13 protein-coding genes are annotated in these 17010 nt (G+C 71.6%); 5 read left to right on the top strand and 8 right to left on the bottom strand.

Annotation, left to right across the window (positions count from 1 at the left end; translation table 11 throughout):
- Positions 1-1997: 1997 nt before the first annotated feature.
- From ACFXMF_RS33330 to ACFXMF_RS33340, 3 genes are all read right to left on the bottom strand, one after another.
- Positions 1998-2867 (bottom strand): NAD(P)-dependent oxidoreductase, encoded by an 870-nt coding sequence (locus ACFXMF_RS33330; RefSeq protein ID WP_379989509.1) that lies wholly within the window; start codon positions 2865-2867, stop codon positions 1998-2000.
- A gap of 285 nt (positions 2868-3152) precedes the next feature.
- Positions 3153-3890 (bottom strand): Type 1 glutamine amidotransferase-like domain-containing protein, encoded by a 738-nt coding sequence (locus ACFXMF_RS33335; RefSeq protein WP_379989508.1) that lies wholly within the window; start codon positions 3888-3890, stop codon positions 3153-3155.
- 40 nt (positions 3891-3930) lie between these two features.
- Positions 3931-4650: a DNA alkylation repair protein gene (locus ACFXMF_RS33340; protein ID WP_379989507.1), complete on the bottom strand. Its 720-nt coding sequence runs from the start codon at positions 4648-4650 to the stop codon at positions 3931-3933.
- A gap of 148 nt (positions 4651-4798) precedes the next feature.
- Here ACFXMF_RS33340 and ACFXMF_RS33345 point away from each other — a divergent pair, with 148 nt between their 5' ends.
- Positions 4799-5779 carry a zinc-binding dehydrogenase gene (locus tag ACFXMF_RS33345; protein WP_379989506.1) on the top strand — a complete coding sequence of 327 codons (981 nt, stop codon included), beginning with the start codon at positions 4799-4801 and terminating at the stop codon, positions 5777-5779.
- A gap of 851 nt (positions 5780-6630) precedes the next feature.
- Here ACFXMF_RS33345 and ACFXMF_RS33350 read toward each other — a convergent pair.
- Positions 6631-7731, bottom strand: a complete 1101-nt coding sequence (locus ACFXMF_RS33350) for an FAD-dependent monooxygenase (RefSeq protein ID WP_360309434.1) — start codon at positions 7729-7731, stop codon at positions 6631-6633.
- Positions 7732-7885: 154 nt separating this feature from the next.
- Between ACFXMF_RS33350 and ACFXMF_RS33355 the strand changes: the two genes are divergently transcribed.
- On the top strand, positions 7886-8878 hold the full coding sequence (locus ACFXMF_RS33355) for a DUF5996 family protein (protein WP_379989505.1): 993 nt from the start codon (positions 7886-7888) through the stop codon (positions 8876-8878).
- A 25-nt stretch (positions 8879-8903) separates the two neighbouring features.
- Here ACFXMF_RS33355 and ACFXMF_RS33360 read toward each other — a convergent pair whose 3' ends face one another.
- Complete coding sequence (locus ACFXMF_RS33360) at positions 8904-10337, bottom strand: amino acid permease (RefSeq protein ID WP_360309438.1); 1434 nt, start codon at positions 10335-10337, stop codon at positions 8904-8906.
- A gap of 191 nt (positions 10338-10528) precedes the next feature.
- Positions 10529-11311, bottom strand: a complete 783-nt coding sequence (locus tag ACFXMF_RS33365; RefSeq protein WP_360309440.1) for an enoyl-CoA hydratase-related protein — start codon at positions 11309-11311, stop codon at positions 10529-10531.
- 257 nt (positions 11312-11568) lie between these two features.
- On the opposite strand from ACFXMF_RS33365, the gene ACFXMF_RS33370 reads away from it, so the two are divergent.
- Positions 11569-12078 carry an inorganic diphosphatase gene (locus ACFXMF_RS33370; RefSeq protein ID WP_379989504.1) on the top strand — a complete coding sequence of 170 codons (510 nt, stop codon included), beginning with the start codon at positions 11569-11571 and terminating at the stop codon, positions 12076-12078.
- Between the two features lie 208 nt (positions 12079-12286).
- Entirely contained in the window at positions 12287-12946 is a 660-nt protein-coding gene (locus ACFXMF_RS33375; RefSeq protein ID WP_379989503.1) for an HAD family hydrolase, read from the top strand.
- Between the two features lie 78 nt (positions 12947-13024).
- Here ACFXMF_RS33375 and ACFXMF_RS33380 read toward each other — a convergent pair whose 3' ends face one another.
- Together ACFXMF_RS33380 and ACFXMF_RS33385 are read right to left on the bottom strand one after the other, a co-directional pair.
- Positions 13025-14617: an amidohydrolase gene (locus ACFXMF_RS33380; RefSeq protein ID WP_379989502.1), complete on the bottom strand. Its 1593-nt coding sequence runs from the start codon at positions 14615-14617 to the stop codon at positions 13025-13027.
- Positions 14614-16179, bottom strand: a complete 1566-nt coding sequence (locus ACFXMF_RS33385) for an APC family permease (RefSeq protein ID WP_379989501.1) — start codon at positions 16177-16179, stop codon at positions 14614-14616. The genes ACFXMF_RS33380 and ACFXMF_RS33385 overlap by 4 nt, the downstream gene beginning before the upstream one ends.
- A gap of 153 nt (positions 16180-16332) precedes the next feature.
- Here ACFXMF_RS33385 and ACFXMF_RS33390 point away from each other — a divergent pair, with 153 nt between their 5' ends.
- Positions 16333-16950: a TetR/AcrR family transcriptional regulator C-terminal domain-containing protein gene (locus ACFXMF_RS33390; protein WP_360309450.1), complete on the top strand. Its 618-nt coding sequence runs from the start codon at positions 16333-16335 to the stop codon at positions 16948-16950.
- Positions 16951-17010 lie beyond the last annotated feature (60 nt).

The raw sequence follows: 17010 nt of genomic DNA on the forward strand, positions 1-17010 counted from the left end.
TAAACGGTCGGCGTGGACCGGTGGAGATCAGCCCGGTCCCGGGGTCACCGGCGGCCGGGAGCCCTGGACTCCCCGGCGAGACCTGGGCGTTGCTCGCCGGAAAGGCGCTGGCAACGGCGGAGCGGGAGGGCGGTCCGGTCGGGTTCGCCGGGGGGCGTTCCCGAGTGGGCCCGGCCTTTTCTGCGGGCGTTTGGAGTGGGTGTCGTGGGCGGAAGGGCTCTTGGTGGGCTTGGGTGGTCTGCATCCGGATGATGGGGCGACCTCGGGCGCGTCGTTTGCCGCTGACCTGCGGTTTTGCGGGGATGGGCGGCGGGAGTGCGTGCCGAGGGCCGGTTTGTGAATGCCGGTGGTGGATTGAGGGTGGGTCGGGCTCTCGGTGGGCGTTTCGGGTCGGGGCGCCTGGGAGGGTAGCTCGGTGAGGCTCGTCGGGGAGCTTTCCTCAGTGGGTTGGGTCGTTTTTTGGGGGGCTGTGGGGGCGGGACGGTCGGGCGAGAGGCGGTCTGAGGGCTTCTAGGGTCATGATCCGGATCCCGGGACTGCTTCGAGCGCGCGGTTTCCCGTTGACCTGCGGTTTTACGGGACCGACCGGGAAGAGCGCGTGTCGAGGGCCGGGTTGTGCCCTCCAGCAACCGGAACCGCCCACCCACGGCCCCGCCTTCCTCCCCTCCCGCCACCGCCCGCCGAAACGACCCGACCCACTGGGGAAGGCTCCCCGGCGGACCCGACGAAAGCACCCACCCGCTGCGCCGTTGCCAGCGCCTTTCCGGCGAGCAACGCGCAGGTCTCGCCGGGGAGTCCAGGGTTCCCGGCCGCCGGTGACGGTGGGACCGGGTCGATCTCCGCTGGTCCACGTCGACCGTTTAACACTGAGCCATCCGCTGCCGACCAAGGCGCGACCGTCGGTTGTGAACGCCCGGCCCATTGGGGAAGGCTCCTCGGCGGACCTGACCGGGCCGCCCCTCCGGCTCCGCCGTTGCCAGCGCTTTTCCGGCGAGCAACGCCCGGGTCTCGCCGGGGAGTCCAGGGTTCCCGGCCGCCGGTGACGGTGGGACCGGGTCGCTCTCCGCCGGTCCACGTCGACCGTTTAGCACTGAGCCTCCCGCTGCCGACCAAAGCGCGACCGTCGGTTGTGAACGCCCGGCCCACTGGGGAAGGCTCCCCGGCGGACCCGACGAAAGCACCCTCCGGCTCCGCCGTTGCCAGCGCCTTTCCCGGTGAGCAACGCGCAGGTCTCGCCGGGGAGTCCAGGGCTCCCGGCCGCCGGTGACGGTGGGACCGGGTCGCTCTCCGCCGGTCCACGTCGACCGTTTAGCACTGAGCCTCCCGCTGCCGAGTAAGACGTGACCGTCGGCCGCAAACGCCCGGCCCACTCGGGAAGGTTCCTCGGCGGACCCGACCGGGCCGCCCTCCCTCCGCGCCGTTGCCAGCGCTTTTCCGGTGAGCAACGCCCAGGTCTCGCCGGGGAGTCCAGGGCTCCCGGCCGCCGGTGACCCCGGGACCGGGCTGATCTCCGCCGGTCCACGCCGACCGTTTAGCACAAGGCCATCCGCTGCCCACCAAGACGCGACCGCAGGCCGCGAACACCCGACCCACTCGGGAAGGCTCCCCGGCGGACCTGACGAAAGCGCCCTCCCGATTCGCCGTTGCCGGCGCCTTTCCCGCCGAGCAACACCCACCTCTCGCCGGAGAGCTCAGGGCTCCCGGCCGCCGGCGCCCCCGGGACCGGGCCCACCTCCACCAGCCCACGCCGACCGTTTAGCACAAGGCCACCCGTGCCCAACCCGACCAAGACGCACCGCACCTCGAAAGCACCCGGCCCATTCGAAAGGCTTCCCGGCGAAGCCGAAAAGCACCCGCCCGCCCGCCGCGCCTTTCCGCCCTCGCTGCGCGCCGCCTCCTCCCCACTCCCTCCCGCCCCTCCCCGCTGCCTCCCGCTCACTCCCCGCCCCCTCGCGCCCCCACCTGCTCTCCTCCCCGCGCCCTGTTCCCGACTCGGCTTATGGGTTGCGGATGGTTTTGATGGTGGCGGTGAAGGCGTTGGGGCCGTGGCCTCGGGCGATGGTGCGGGTGGTGAGGTCTTTGACGGCTTCCAGGACCCCGACGTCGAGGCCGCGGGTTTTGGCGGCGGTGAGGATGTGGTCGATGCCTGCGGCTTCCATGGTCAGGTTGCCCTGGTCGCCGGGGTGGGTGTCGGTGTCGATGGCTGTGGTCATGGCGGTCATGATGTTGGGCAGGATGCCGAAGATGATGTTGGCGAACGGCAGGAACTCGGCTGCCGACACCCCGTCCGCGCCGACCAGACCGAAGGCGTGGGTCAGGCCGGCCATCGAGGTGTAGAAGAAGTCCAGCATGCCGAGGTCGTAGACGGCGGCCAGGCCGTGATCCTCGCCCAGGAACGGCGTGTTCGGGCCGAACGCCCGCAGCGTCGCCCCGTGGGCCTCGAACGCGGGGCGTGAACCGCTGTAGAGCACAAGGCCGTTGGCGGTGCCCACGACCGGAGTGGGCACCATGATCGCGCCGTCGAGGTAGGGGATGTCCCGCGCCGCGGCCCAGGCGGCGGCCTCCCGAGCGCGCTCGGGGGTGTCCGAGGTCAGGTTGACCAGTGTGCGGCCGGCCCACGGGTCGGCGTCGGCGTTGGATCCGACGTCGGCCAGGAGCGTGTTCGCGATGTCGTAGTCGGTTACGCACACCACCACCAGCGCACTCGCGGCGACCGCCTCGGTGGGCGAGTCGGCGCGGGTGGCGCCGCGGGCGACCAGGGCGTCCGCGCGGGCCGGAGAGCGGTTCCAGACCGTGACGCGGTGGCCGGCGGCAAGGAGCGCGTCGGCCAGCGCGGTGCCCATTGCACCCAGGCCGAGGACGGACACGGAGGTATCGGGGGCATCGGGCCGATGAGGGGAAGCAGGCGTGTCGGAAGCGGGCATGTCGAAGGCAGGCATGTCGAACTCGTTCCATCGCGGTGGTGGGAGCGCGAGGCGGGTTGCCCGGGGCCAGGCCCGTCGGGGGTGTTCGGCTCGCGGTATCGATGCTGCTCCTGCGCTGCATTCCGCTCAAGTACCTACCTGAAATTCAGGTACCAGAAGATTGGTAAGTATCCAGGTCAAAGGCCAGGCGACACTCGGGTGAGATCACAGGTCACGTCACGGACCAAGTCACAACCGGACCATCGGCAACGCGGACTCCCGCACGCCATCCACCCCATCCACCCCATCCACCCCATCCACCCCGCCCACCCCGGGCTCGACCCGGTATGCCTGTGCCTCCGCCCGTTCGGCGACGAAACCGTGCACCCTGCCGTCGACGAGGTGGATCGCGGCGCCGTCGTCCAGGGCGTAGCCGGGTGCCAGGACGCCTGCCTCGATCGCCGCGTGGTACGCCGGACGGCGACCCGCCTCGCCGTCGTAGTGGGGGCAGACGCTGCCCGCGGCCCAGCCCAGGCCGTCCGCGAGGGGGCGGAGTTCCGGGCCGAACGAGTCGGTGATGCCGCCCTCGAACCAGCACAGTGCGCCCGCGCTCAGGCCGCATACCACCAGGTCTCCCGCAGCGGCCCGCGCCGCGAGCGCGACGTCGAGGCCGTGCAGGCGCCACAGTGCGAGCAGGTTGGCGGTGGAGCCGCCGCCCACGTAGATCACGTCCTGCTCGGCGAGCATGTCCGCGAGGTCGACGCCGGTGCGCTGGAACAGGCTCAACTCGCCCGCCTCGCAGTCCAGTTGTCCGAACGCGCGGAGGAATCGGTCCACGTAGCCGGCCGAGTCGCCGGAGGCGGTCGGTATGAAGCACACGCGCGGGTGGGGCCGACCGGCGAGGTCGAGTACGTATCGGTCCAGGGCGGAGGGGCCTTCGTTCATCGAGAAGCCGCCGCCGCCCATGGCCACCAGGTGAGTCGTCATCGACACATCCTGCCGTGCCGCCCACCGCGGGCGGCACGCATCAACCGGCGGCGCGCAACCGGTCCGCGTCGGCGGCGGGAAGTCGGCGGATCGCCTCGCGGAAGGTCACTCCGGACATCCGGGCCCGATGCGCGGTGGTCCAGGCGATCACGTAGGCCGGGTCCCGCCTGGCGATCTCCCGCAGCAGCCAGCCGATCGCCTTGCGGATGAAGAACTCCCGCTCGTCCAGCATCGCGTCCGCGTAGCGGTCGAAGCGGACCAGGTCGGGCCCGCCCGCGCGGATGCCCGGGAGCAGGCTGAGCAGGGCCGCGCGGCGTAGCCAGAAGTCCTCGTCGCCGGCCCACGCGTCGGCGGTGCCGAAGTCCGCGGGCGTCCGGCCCATCAGCACTCCGGCGACCTTCTCCGCGAGGACGTCCACATACACCCAGCCCGCCGCGTCCCGGATCAGTCGCGCGACGAGTGGCAGGTCCGCGCGGGTGAGTACCCGAACGTGGATGCGCATCAGCTCGATCGCGGCGAACCGGCTCTCGTGCACGGGTCGGGACCACAATGCGGCGATCAGGGCCAGGAGTTCGGGATGGGACGGCTCCGGGCGGGCGCGCGCCGCCGAGGTCACCGCCTTGCGCAGTACCGGGACGGTGACGCCGAGGAAGGTCAGATCGCTCTTCAGGTACGCCTTTTCCGCCTCGGCGCGCTCCGGTGTGCCCAGTGCGGCGAGGGTGGTGACGAGTGTGGCGGCGGCTTCCTCGGCGTCGAACATGGGCCCACGGTACGGCGCGGGAGGCCGCGGGGGCCGGAGCCGGTCGTCGTGTTGTCGGGTGTGGCGCTTGACATGAAGTTAACTTGAGGTTCGAGACTGGCGCCCGTGTTTGTGGTTCCTTCTGTTTCGCCAAACTCCGGAGTGTTCGATGCGCGCGATTCGCCTGAATGAGTTCGGCCCGGCCGAGAACCTGCGATACGAGGAGGTGGCGACTCCGGAGCCCGGGCCCGGGGAGGTACGGATCGCGGTTGCCGCAGCGGGAGTTCACCTACTCGATGTGATGTTGCGCGCGGGTGAGGGGATGGGCCCGTTCCCGAAGCCGGAGTTGCCCGCAACGCTCGGCCGTGAAGTGGCCGGTACGGTGGACGCGGTCGGCGTCGGGGTGGACCCGGTCCTGGTGGGTCGGCGGGTGGTGGCACATCTGGGCAACCGCGGTGGCGGCTATGCGGAGTTCGCGATCATCGACGATCAGGCGCTGCTGATGTTGCCGGACGGACTGCCCGCCGAGATCGCGGTGTCGATGGTGGGCACCGGGCGTACCGCGCTGGCCATCCTGGAGGTGGCCGGGATCACCGCCGACGACATCGTGCTGATCCCCGCCGCGGCGGGCGGCCTGGGCACGCTGCTGGTCCAGGCGGCCCGACGCGTCGGCGCGGTGGTGGTGGGGGCGGCCGGCGGCGCGGCCAAGGTCGAGGCGGTCCGCGCGTCGGGCGCCGATCTCGCGGTGGACTACACCGTTGCCGACTGGGCCGACCGGGTCCGCGAGGAACTCGCCGGGCGGTCGGTGACGGTGGTCCTGGAGAGCGTCGGCGGCGATATCGGGCGGGACGCGCTGGAACTCCTCGGCCGAGGCGGACGATTGGTGACGTTCGGCTGGTCCTCCGGCACGGCCATCCCCGATCTGGCCGAGGCCGCGGCCGATGCCGGGGTGACGGTGGAGAACCCGCTGGGCCCGCGGATGATGAACCGGCCGGGCGGCATCAAGGCCCTCGCCGAAGCCGCACTCGCCGCTGCCGCGGCCAATGAACTCCGCCCCGCCACAACGACCTTCGCCCTCCCCGACGCGGCAGCCGCCCACACGGCACTCGCCACCCGGAAAACCATGGGCAAGGTCGTCCTGGTCCCATGAGCGCGGTACGCCCGGCACACGCGTCGGGGTGACGCGCGCTCAGCCTGTGGACGTCGCGTCGCCCGGTGGTCGCGCGGATCGACCCCGGCCACTCGACCAGGCTGCCCCACCCGTCCGGTGGGGCGGCTCGGCCCGGCAGCCGGCCGCTCGTCCACTACGCGGCCGGGTGGGAGCCACAAGGGGCGGCCCGTTGCCCGTCCGCCAGGTGGGAGTGGGCCGCCCGCCGGACCGGCCCGGTGCGGGGGTGGAGCACGGTCGGGTGGGTGTGGCAGAGGGTGGCCGGTTGCCTGCTCATCGCGCGGCCGGGGGTGGGGCCGGTCGCGCGGCACCGGGTCGCTCCTTCGCCACGAAGCCCGGGTGCGTGGTCGCAGGGCGCACGACTGCGGCCCGCACGTCGTCCGGTGGGAGGTGCAGCGACGCGCACGCGGTCGGGTGGGCGTGGCAGAGGGTGGCCGGTTGCCCGCTCATCGCGCGGCCGGGGGTGGGGCCGGTCGCGCGGCACCGGGTCGTTCCTTCGCCACGAAGCCCGGGTGCGTGGTCGTAGGGCGCACGACTGCGGCGCGCACGCAGCCCGGCGGCAGTTGCGGCGATACGTCCGTGGCCCGCACATGGCAAGTGATCGGCGACGGCGACGCGATGCTCGCCGTCGCCCATGCCACCCGCGCTGATCTGCCCCCGCCGCCCCATCCGGGAGCCCCGGGCCGGCGCCTCGACTTCCCGGCCCGGGACCTGCCCCGGACCGGCCCGGCCCCGGGCCGGCCCACCCCCGCCGCCCACCCCCACCGACTCGCCCGCCCGCGTCCTGCCGTAGGTGCCGGCAGCCTCGTCGGGCGTGTTTCGGGGTGGGTCGGTCAGTGTGCGGTCGGAGCCTCGGGGTTGGGGGGTGTCGGGTCGGGGGGCGTCATGGCGGCGCGGCGTAGTTCCTCGTAGTGGGTGAGGGCCGCGATCGGGTCGGTGTGGAGGGCCAGTTCCTGGGCCAGGACGCGGGCGTCCAGGATGGCCTGGGAGGCGCCGTCGGTGCCGGTCGGGGACGTGGCGTGGGCCGCGTCGCCGAGAAGGGTCACCCGGCCGTCGGACCAGCTCGGCAGGGGATCGCGATCGACCGTCGGGTACTCGTACGCGACGTCCGCGTCGGCGATCAGCGCCGGTATGTCCAGCCAGTCGAATTCCCAGTCCGCGAAGTGGGCCAGGATCGTGTCGAGTTCGGCCGGCCGTTCCCAGTCGCCGAGCTCGACCGGGGGCCCCGGGTGCGGGAGTTCGGCGAGCCAGTTCAGGAGTGCGGGGCGGTCGCCCTCGGCGGCCCGCAGCGGCTGGGCGACGAACGTGCGATCGCCGTCGCCCACCAGGATCGTGCTGTGGCCGGTGAGCAGCGCCGGCGAGGGCGATACGCCGCGCCACAACACTCGGCCGTGCCGGGCGGGCGGTCCCTCGCTCGGGTACATCAGTGCGCGACCCGCCGAGTCGATGCCGTCGGCGGCGATCAGGATGTCGGCCTCGTCCGTGACGGTGTTGCCCGCCAGGTCGGTGAACTCGACGGTGACGCCCTCCGCGGTCTGCGCGTATCCGCTCAGCCGCAGGCCCGTACGCAGCGACTCGGCGCCCAGCCAGGCCAGTTGAGCGCGCAGCAGCAACATCTGCAACTCGCCCCGGTGTACCGAGAACTGCGGCCACGCGTGGCCGGCGGCGAGACCGCGCGGCTCGACGTGGACGCGCCGGCCGTCGCCGTCGTGGCGGACCCACTCGTCGATGGCCACCGAGATCTCGGCGACGTCGTCGTACAGGCCCAGCGCGGTCAGATCGCGGACCGCATACGGCAGCAGATCGATACCGACACCGAGCGGGCGGATTTCCGGGACCGCCTCGTACACGGTCACGTCGGTGATACCCGCCGTGTGCAGACTCAGGGCTGTGGCCAGCCCACCGATGCCGGCTCCGGCGACGACAACGCGCACGAGTGCCCCTGTACAGGTGGTTGGGATGTTGTCGCACGCAGGGTACGCTCCGGCCGTGTTCACCCGTTCGGGGGGTGGCGCACAATCGCCCGAACCGGCTCGGACGGCGGAGCAAAACGGGGCGGATGGGATGTCGGGGCGCGAGAATCGGCGCATGGCCTTCCCTTCGAACGACCGCACCCGGGCCACCGCGCCCGCCGACCCGCCTCGACTTCCCGAACTCCCCTACCACGCGTGGGTGGATACTCTCGACACGCTGCATCTGTTCGCCCAGATCGTCGGCAAGGTCAAGCTCGCCGCGAGCCACCCGCAGAACCACTGGTGGAACATCACCTTCACGGTGGACGCCCGAGGCTTCACCACCCGCCGGATCACCGTCGCCGACATCGCGTTCGATATCGCGTTCGACTTCATCGACCACCGTGTGGTGTTTCGTACCGATCGTGGCGACGTGCGCGAGATCGCGCTCGTGGACGGGTTGAGCGTGACCGAGTTCGACGTCGCGGTGCACGGGACGCTCGCGGACCTGGGCATCGACGTGCCGTTGTTGGAGCGGCCGTTCGGGGTCCCGCATCTGACCACGCCGTTTCGCGAGGACACGACGCACGCGAGTTATCAGGCCGAGTACGCGCAGCGCTTCTGGCGGATCCTGACCTGGTCGGCGGACGTGTTCGACGAGTTCATGGGCTGGTTCGACGGCAAGACCTCACCCGTACAACTGTTCTGGCACTCGTTCGACCTCGCCCTGACCCGGTTCTCCGGCAAGCGGGTGGAGCCGCCGTTGAGCGGCGTGGACCCGGTGACCGCCGAGGCGTACTCGCACGAGGTGATCTCGTTCGGCTTCTGGGCCGGCGACCCGAACGTCACCCACCCGGCCTACTACTCCTACGCCGCGCCCAAGCCGGACGGCGTCGAGAAGCAGCCGCTGTCGCCGCGCGAGGCGGTCTGGCTGCCGGACGGCTCGCGGTCGACGCTGGCGTACGACGTGGTCCGACTGGCCGAGGACCCGCGTCGCACCCTGCTGGGCTATCTCCAGTCCAACTTCGCCGCGAGCGCGACCCTGGCGGGCTGGCCGACCGAGGAGATGCGCTCCAACTGGTGCCCGAGCAGCGAGCAACTCCACGCCCTGGCACGCGCCGGGCTGTGAGTGCCCGGGTGGGCCGGGCGCCGGGTCAGAACCGGCCGCCCGCCCGCCTGCGCAGATCGCGCCGACGCGCCTCGCGGACCAGGGCGAAGCCCAGTACCACGGCCACCACGACCACCGAGGAGAGCAACTGCGGGCGCGCGTCCTGGTCGAACAACATCAGGATCGACACCGCGGCGAGGGCGAGCATCACGAACCAGGTCAGATACGGGAAGCCCCACATCCGCACCAGCAGCCGATCCGGGTCCTCGCGCTCGATCCGGCGGCGCAGCACCAGTTGCGACGCGGCGATGGCGAACCACACGAAGAGCAACATCGCGCCGACCGAGTTCAGCAGGTGCTTGAACACCTGCTCCGGCCACCACACGTTGAGCAGCGCGGCCACGAAGCCGAACGCCGAGGAGGCCAGCACGGCGGTGCGCGGCACCCCGTTGCCCGCCACCCGGGACAGTTGCCGGGGTCCCTCGCCGCGCCGGGACAGCGAGAACGCCATCCGGGACGCGCCGTACAACATCGAGTTCAGCGCGGAGAGCAGCGCGGTGAACACGACCACGTCCATCACGTGCGCGGCGCCCGGGATGCCGATGTCCTCCAGCACGGAGACGTACGGACTGCCGAGCCGGTCGGAATCCCACGGCAGCAGGGTGGCGATGATCGCCACCGAACCGATGTAGAAGAGCAGGATCCGCCACACCGCGGTGCGCACCGCGCGGGCCACGTTGCGGGCCGGATCGTTCGACTCGGCGGCGGCGATGGTGACGATCTCCAGGCCGCCGAAGGAGAAGGCGACCGCGAGCAGGCCGGTGATCACCCCGTCCCAACCGTTGGGCAGGAAGCCGCCGTTGCCGGTGAGGTTGCTCAGTCCGGGCGCGTCGACGTCCGGCAGCCAACCCACGATGGCGAGCACGCCGAGCACCAGGAAGCCGACGATGGCCAGGATCTTGACGGTGGCGAACCAGAACTCGGACTCGCCGAACGAGCGCACCGTGAGCAGGTTCGCGCCGGTGAACACGAGCATGATCACCAGCGAGAACACCCAGATCGGGATGCCCGGCACCCACCCGTGCGCGATCGCCGCCGCGCCCGAGCCCTCGACCGCCAGCACGATGGTGACCATCCACCAGTACAGCCAGCCCACGGTGAAGCCGGCCCACCTGCCGAAGGCGGCTCCCGCGTACTCCGAGAACGAACCGCTGCGCGGTACGGCCGCCGCCATCTCGCCGAGCATCCGCATCACCAGCAACACCAGCACCGAGGCGAGCGCGTAGGAGATCAGGATGCCCGGTCCGGCGGTGTGGATGCCCGCGCCGGTGCTGACGAACAGCCCCGCCCCGATCGCGCCGCCGAGCGCGAGCATGGTCATGTGCCGAGGTTTGAGGGTGTGACCGAGGTGGTGGGCGCCCTCGGGGCCGGGGCCGCTGTCGGCGGCGCTGCCTGGGGTCTGTGCGGCTGGGCTGCTCATGGGTGGCGCTGATCCTGGGGACTGGAACGGTGGTGCGGAGCAGACAGTATTCCGCAGTTCCGGCCGGATCCGGCAAATCGGGACAACTGATGAATGTTCGAGCCCGGCGGGAGGGTGGGTGGCCCGGTCCGAGGTCGCCGCCGGCCGGGCCCCACTCGGCCGGCCCCACCGGGCCTGCCCGCCCCGCGACCTCAGCCCTCGCGGGCGTCGATCGCCGCGAAGTCGGGTTCGCGCCGCTCGGCGAACGCGGTGAGGGCCTCGATGTTGGCGGGCTTGCCGAGCAGCCGGCCGAAGGCCGCGTCCTCGCGTCGGCGGGCCCGGGCGACCTGGTCGCCGAGTCCCTCCAGGACCGCCCGCTTGCTCTCGATCAGCGACGGGATCGACTTGGCGGCCAGGACGCGGGCGTGCCGCATGGTCACGTCGAGCAGCTCGTCGGCCGGGCACACCTTGAACACCAGGCCCATCTCCAGGCACTCGGCGGCGCTGAGCCACTCGCTGCTCAGCAGTGCCCACATCGCGCGCTGCCGCCCGAGCAACTGCGGGAAGGTCACGCTGCTGCCCGCTTCCGGCGCCACCGCGAGCGAGGTGAACGGGCACTTCAGTCGTGCGGTGTCGGCCATGAAGGCGAGGTCGGCGAAGCCCAGGACGGTCGCGCCGATGCCCAGGCCGAGTCCGTTGACGGCGATCAGCAGCGGTTTGGGGAACGCCTGGAGCCGGTCGACCATGCCGCCGAAGCCGTGTTCGCCGCGGACCTTGGTTCCGCTGTTGTGCTGGGCCATCTCGATCAGGTCGGTGCCCGCCGAGAACGCCCGTCCGGCGCCGGTCAGTACGACCACGGCCACCGTCGGGTCGGCCGCCGCGTCGATCAGCGCCTCGGTGGTCGCGTCGTACAGCGCCTCGTTGAACGCGTTGAGCGCTTCGGGGCGGTCGAGGGTGATGGTCCTGACGCGGTCGGCGTCCTCGATCCGGATCACGGCTGCTCCTGGTGGGGTGCGTGGGGGTGGTGCGAGTGCGGGGCGGGCGTGCGGTGGGTCGACGGACAGGAAACCTTACTTAATTGACCGAGTCAAGGGTCGATGCGATCGGGTGGTCGCGAGGCGCCGATGGCCCGGTTGTCCCGTGCTTCACGTGCGTAACGGCCCGGTGACGTGGGAAAGTCCTCGACGGTACGTCAGGAATACGGAATGCCGCGCATATCGGGTCTTGATCCATAGGCCGTTAAGGAGCCGTCGTGGAGTTCGACGTCGTCGTGGAGATTCCCGCGGGCAGTCGGAACAAGTACGAGATGGACCGCCGCACGGGACGCATCAGGCTCGACCGCATGTTGTTCACGTCCACCGCCTATCCCGCCGACTACGGATTCGTGCATCGCACCCTGGGCGGCGACGGCGGCCCGCTCGACGTGCTCGTGTTGCTGGACGAGCCGACCTTTCCCGGCTGTGTGATTCGTTGTCGCACGGTCGGGATGTTCGTGATGAGCGACGAGAAGGGGCCGGACGAGAAGGTCCTGTGCGTGCCCGCTCGTGATCCGCGCAGACACGCGATACAGGACATCGGCGATGTACCGGCGTTCCAACTCAACGAGATCGCCCACTTCTTCGAGGTCTACAAGGACCTGGAACGCGGCAAGTCGGTGGAGGGCTCGCACTGGGAGGGCCGCGACGCCGCCGAGAAGGAGATCGTGGCGGCCTACGAAAGGCGCGAACTCGACGGCGGCGATTGGCCGTTCGAGGGTCGATGAGGTTCCGGGCGAGGCGCTGAACGGCTCGGGATCGGGGCGTTCGAGCCGCCGAGGGCGTCGCCGAGCCGGACGGCGACCTCCTCGGCCGGCGCGTACGGGGTGACGTCGGTTCGAGGCGGCGACGCCGAGGCGTGCGCGCCACGTAGGCGGCGGCGTCCCGCTCGGGCGGGACCCGCTCCGGAAACCGGGGCCTCGTAGGCTGCCGGGTATGACGCTGACCGGGTTCGATCTGGTGATCTTCGATTGTGACGGCGTGCTCGTGGACAGTGAGCGGATCGCGGTGCGGGTGGACGCGCAGGTGTTCGGCGCGTTGGGCTGTGCGTTCACCGAGGCCGAGATCCTGGAACGGTTCGTCGGTTGCTCGCGCGAGCAGCACACGGCGCTGGTCGAAGCGCGTCTGGGCCGCCGGTTGGACCCGGACTGGCACGAGGAGTTCCGGCACCTGTACCGGGCCGCCTTCGACGCCGAACTCACCGCCGTGGACGGCATCGTCGCGGCGTTGGCCGAGGTGCCCCGGCCGTGGTGCGTCGCCTCGAACAGTTCGCGTGAGGCGGTCGAGCGCAACCTGAGGTTGGTCGGGCTGCACGGGCACTTCGAGGGCCGGGTGTTCAGCGCGAACGACGTGGCGCAGGGCAAGCCGGCGCCGGATCTGTTCCTGCACGCGGCCCGGGAGATGGGCGTCGATCCGGCCCGGTGCGCGGTGGTCGAGGACAGCGCCTACGGGGTGCGGGCGGCGCGGGCCGCCGGAATGCGGGCGTTCGGCTACATCGGCGGACTGACCACGGCGGAGCGGTTGGCGGATTCGGGCGCGGTGTTGTTCGACGACATGCGCGCCCTGCCGGAACTGTTGCGGGCGGCGGGGGCCTGAGCCCGCGCCGGGGCCGCTCGGACCTCCCCGAGCCCGCGCCGGGGCCGCGCCGAGAGGCGACGCGGTCCCGGCGGGTGGTCAGGTCCGATGCACGATCCGTCCCGCCACCACCGTCGCGGTGACCGGCAGTTCCGGCAGGTCGTCCGGCGCGCAGGTGAGCGGATCGCCGCCGAACACGGTCAGGTCGGCCCGGTAGCCCACCGCGATCCGACCGGCCACCGTTTCCCGGCCCACCGAGTAGGCCGCCTCCGTGGTGTATCCGGCCAGTGCCCGCCGGGCCGAGATGCCGGCCGAGGCGCCGTACGCCGCGCGGTCGATCTCGCCCGCCGGGCGCCGTAGTTGCGCGCCGGCCAGGGTGCGCCGCGGGTCGAACGCGGCGACCGGCCAGTCCGAACCGAGCGCGACGTGGCCCCCGGCGGCCAGGATGTCCGCGTAGCGCCAGGCCCGTTCCGCCCGCTCCGGGCCGACCCGCCGGGACCAGTTGTCCGAGCCGTCGGGCAACGACCAGTCCATGTGGGTCGGCTGCATCGAGGCGACCACGTCGAGCGCGGCGAACCGCGGCACCTCGGCGTCGGCGAGCACCTCGGCGTGCTCGACCCGGTGCCGGGTGCCCGGCGGCGCACCGTGTTCGGCGTATACGTCCAGCGTCCGGGCCACCGCCCGGTCGCCGATCGCGTGGGTCCAGGCGGGCAACCCGGCGCGGCCGGCGATCGCGACCGCCTCGGCGTACCGGTCGAAGTCCTTCCACTGCGAGTGGTGTGACCGGCCGCAGCAGTCCGGCTCGTGCAGCCAGGCGCCGCCGCCGTCGATCGCGCCGTCGGCGAAGAACTTGACCGCGGCGAGTTCGACCGGCCCGTCCAGGGAGCGCAGTTCGAGGATGCGCTCGGCGAGGTCGTCCACGTTGCCGGCCGGGCACCACGGGGCCAGGTGCACCCGCATGCTCAGCCGGCGCTCGTCGGTCAGCCCGGTCAGGGTGTCGACGGTGCGCGGCGCGTCGTCCGGGATGTGTATGCCGGTGATCCCACACCGGTTCTGCTCGGCGAACAACGCCTCGACCCGGGACAGGAGTTCGGCGCGCGGCATCGGCGGTACCGCCCGATAGCCCAGGAGGCACGCGGTCATCTCGTGCAACTCGCCGGTGGGGCCGCGCTCGTCGCAGACGATCTCGCTGTGGTCGGCGAACTCGCGCGGCCCGGTCAGCCCGGCGATCCGCAGCGCCGCCGTGCTCAGCAGCGCGGTGTGGCTGTCCGACATCCACACGAACGCCGGTCGCCCGCCCACGGCGGCGTCGATCAGGTCACGGTGCATGGTGTGGCCGGCGAACGCCGCGTACTCGCCACCGAATCCGATCACCCAGTCGTCGTCCCCGCACGGTGCGGCCTGCTCGGCGAGTCGGCGCAACACCTCGTCCAGGGTGACCGCGCCGACCAGGTCGGCGCCGCGGGTGGTGTCCGCGCCCATCACCGGGTGTTGGTGACAGTCGGTCAGCCCCGGGGTGACGGTGTCCCCGTTCGCCTCGATCACCTCGGTGCGCGGCCCGATCAGTGCCCGGGCGTCGGCGCCGAGCGCGACGATCCGCCCGTTGCGTGCGGCGATCGCGTCGGTGTCGGGTCGGTCTTCATCCATCGTCACCACGTGTGCGTCCAGCACGACGAGGTCGGCGGGCTTCATGCGTTGCTCCCTTGTGGAACCGAGGTCGGTGTGTCGGCGCCGCGATCGCCGAAACTCTCGCTCACCCGCACCTTGTCCTGCGGGCGGGCGAACAGCAGGTACAACACGCCGGTGGCGACCACCACCACGATGCCCAGCACGGCCGCCCAGACCTGGTAGGCGGGTGCGCCGGGCGGGGCGAGGATCTTGCGCGGCCAGGCGATGTTGACGAATTCGAAGGCCAGCCAGGCCACCGCGAGCACGTTCAGCGGGGTGCCCCAGCGGCCGAACCGGACCAGGCCGCCGGGCGTCCAGGTACCGCGCAGCCGGGCGATCAGCGCGGCGAGCGCGATCAGCAGGAACTGGAGATACATCGCGGCGCTGCCGAAGGTGATCAGGCTGCCGATCGCGGCGCTGTTCAGGGCCGGCAGCAGGGCCAGGCAACTGATCGCGGCGGTGATCATCAGGGCGCCGACGGGTGCCTGTCGCCGGCTCACCACGCGCAGCGCGCGCGAGCCGGGCAGTACGCCGTCCCGGGAGACCGAGTAGACCGAGCGGGCGGCGGCGGCCTGCGAGGCGAGCGCGCACGCGATGAACGCGATGATCACCACGACCACGAAGGGCTTGGCCGACCACGAGCCGAACGAGTTCACCACGGCGGTGGTGACCGGGTCGAGGTCCTCGCCGGCGACCACCCTGGCCGGGTCGGGGTGGGCCAACTCGGCGGCGACCGCGTTCAGCACGACCAGTCCGCCGACGCTGATCAGCGTCCACCAGATCGCCTTGGGCACCTGCCGGGCCGCGTCCTTGGTCTCCTCGGACGAGGACACGCACGCGTCGAAGCCGAAGAACGCCCAGCCGCCGACCGCGAGCGCGGCCGGCAGGGCGGAGAAGGTCGAGCCCCCGGAGAGTGCCTCGGCGCCCATCGTGTCGGTGAGGATGCCGAAGCCGTTCTCCCGGAAGACCAACAGCAGCGCCAGCCCCACCCCGAGCGAGGCCAGCGCCTCGGCCGCGATGCCGGCCGCGAGCACCCAGCGCAGCACGTCGATGCCGAACGCGTTGATCGCGGTACAACACATCAGGAAGATCGCGGCCACCACGACGATCCGCCCCGGCGTGGGCTCGGCGTCGAACAGCGCGAAGAACCACGGTGCGCCCAGATAGACGATCGTGGTGTTGGCGAACACGACCGCGCACATGCCCACCCAGCCGGCGAGCCAGGCATACGTGGGGCCGACCAGGCGGCGGGCCCACTGGTAGGCGCCGCCGGCGATCGGGTACTGCGAGGCCAGCTCGGAGTACACGCACATCAGCAGCGCCTGGCCGAGCAGACAGATCGGCAACACCCACACCCAGGCCGGGCCGGCGATGGTGGTGCCCACCTGCGCGACGGCGTACAGGCCCACGACGGGGGAGACGGTCGCAAAGCCGATGGCGAGGTTGCCCAGCACGCCGAGGCTGCGCTTGAGCTCCTGTTCGTAGCCCAACTCGCCGAGTTGTTCGGCGTCGTGATCGACCGGCCGGCTCGATGCGGGCGGCACCGACGCGGCGGGCGTCGGTGGGCGAGAAGTGCCGTGGTTCATCGGGACCTCGCAACGGGGATGTTAAAACTTACTTAGTTAGTTTGAGGACCTTAACCGCCGGCCGGGTGCGGGGGAAGAGGTGACTTCGAGCTAGGTTGGCAACGCAGAGTGACCGACGGCGGTGCTCGCGAACGGCACAGAGGTGAACGCACGATGGGTCGACCCAGCCGCCCCAAGCTCGACCGCGAACTGATCGCCAGGGCTGCGGTCGAGCTGGTGGACGAGAAGGGCATGGGCGCGCTGACCATGCGGGCGCTGGCCGGTCGGCTGGACGTCCGAGGGCCCTCGCTCTACAACCACGTGGCGTCCAAGGAGGAACTGCTCGACGCGATCACCGTGGTGATAACCCGGGAGATCGATCGGGCGCCGCTGGACGACCCCGACTGGCGGGTCGGCATCGCCGCGTTCGCGCGAGGGTACCGGGCGGCCTACCTGCGTCACCCCGAGGCGCTGCCGGTGATCGCCCGCCGGCCGGTGTCCACCGAGCAGGCGCTGTCCGCGTACGACGCCACCGCCCGCACCCTGGTCCGGATCGGGCTGAGCCCGGCCGAGGCGGCGGAGGTGTCCGCGGCGCTGGACTACCTCGTGGTCGGGTCGGTGATCGAGACCTATGTCGAGGGCTTCGCCCGGCCGGTCGAGGACTACCGGGCCGAATATCCCTCGCTCGCCGACTCACTGGCCGCGAGCGACCCGAAGACGCTGGACGAGCGCGGTTTCGAGGTCGGCCTGCGGCTGCTCCTGGACGGCCTGGCGGTGCGCCTGGCCCGCTGAGCGACTCGCTCCAACGGGCTTCGGCGCGGCGCGAGAGCGGGTCGGCCGACACCTCGCGAG

Origin of the sequence: Embleya sp. NPDC059213 (assembly GCF_042754445.1) — a bacterium.
Classification (GTDB): Bacteria; Actinomycetota; Actinomycetes; order Streptomycetales; family Streptomycetaceae; genus Embleya.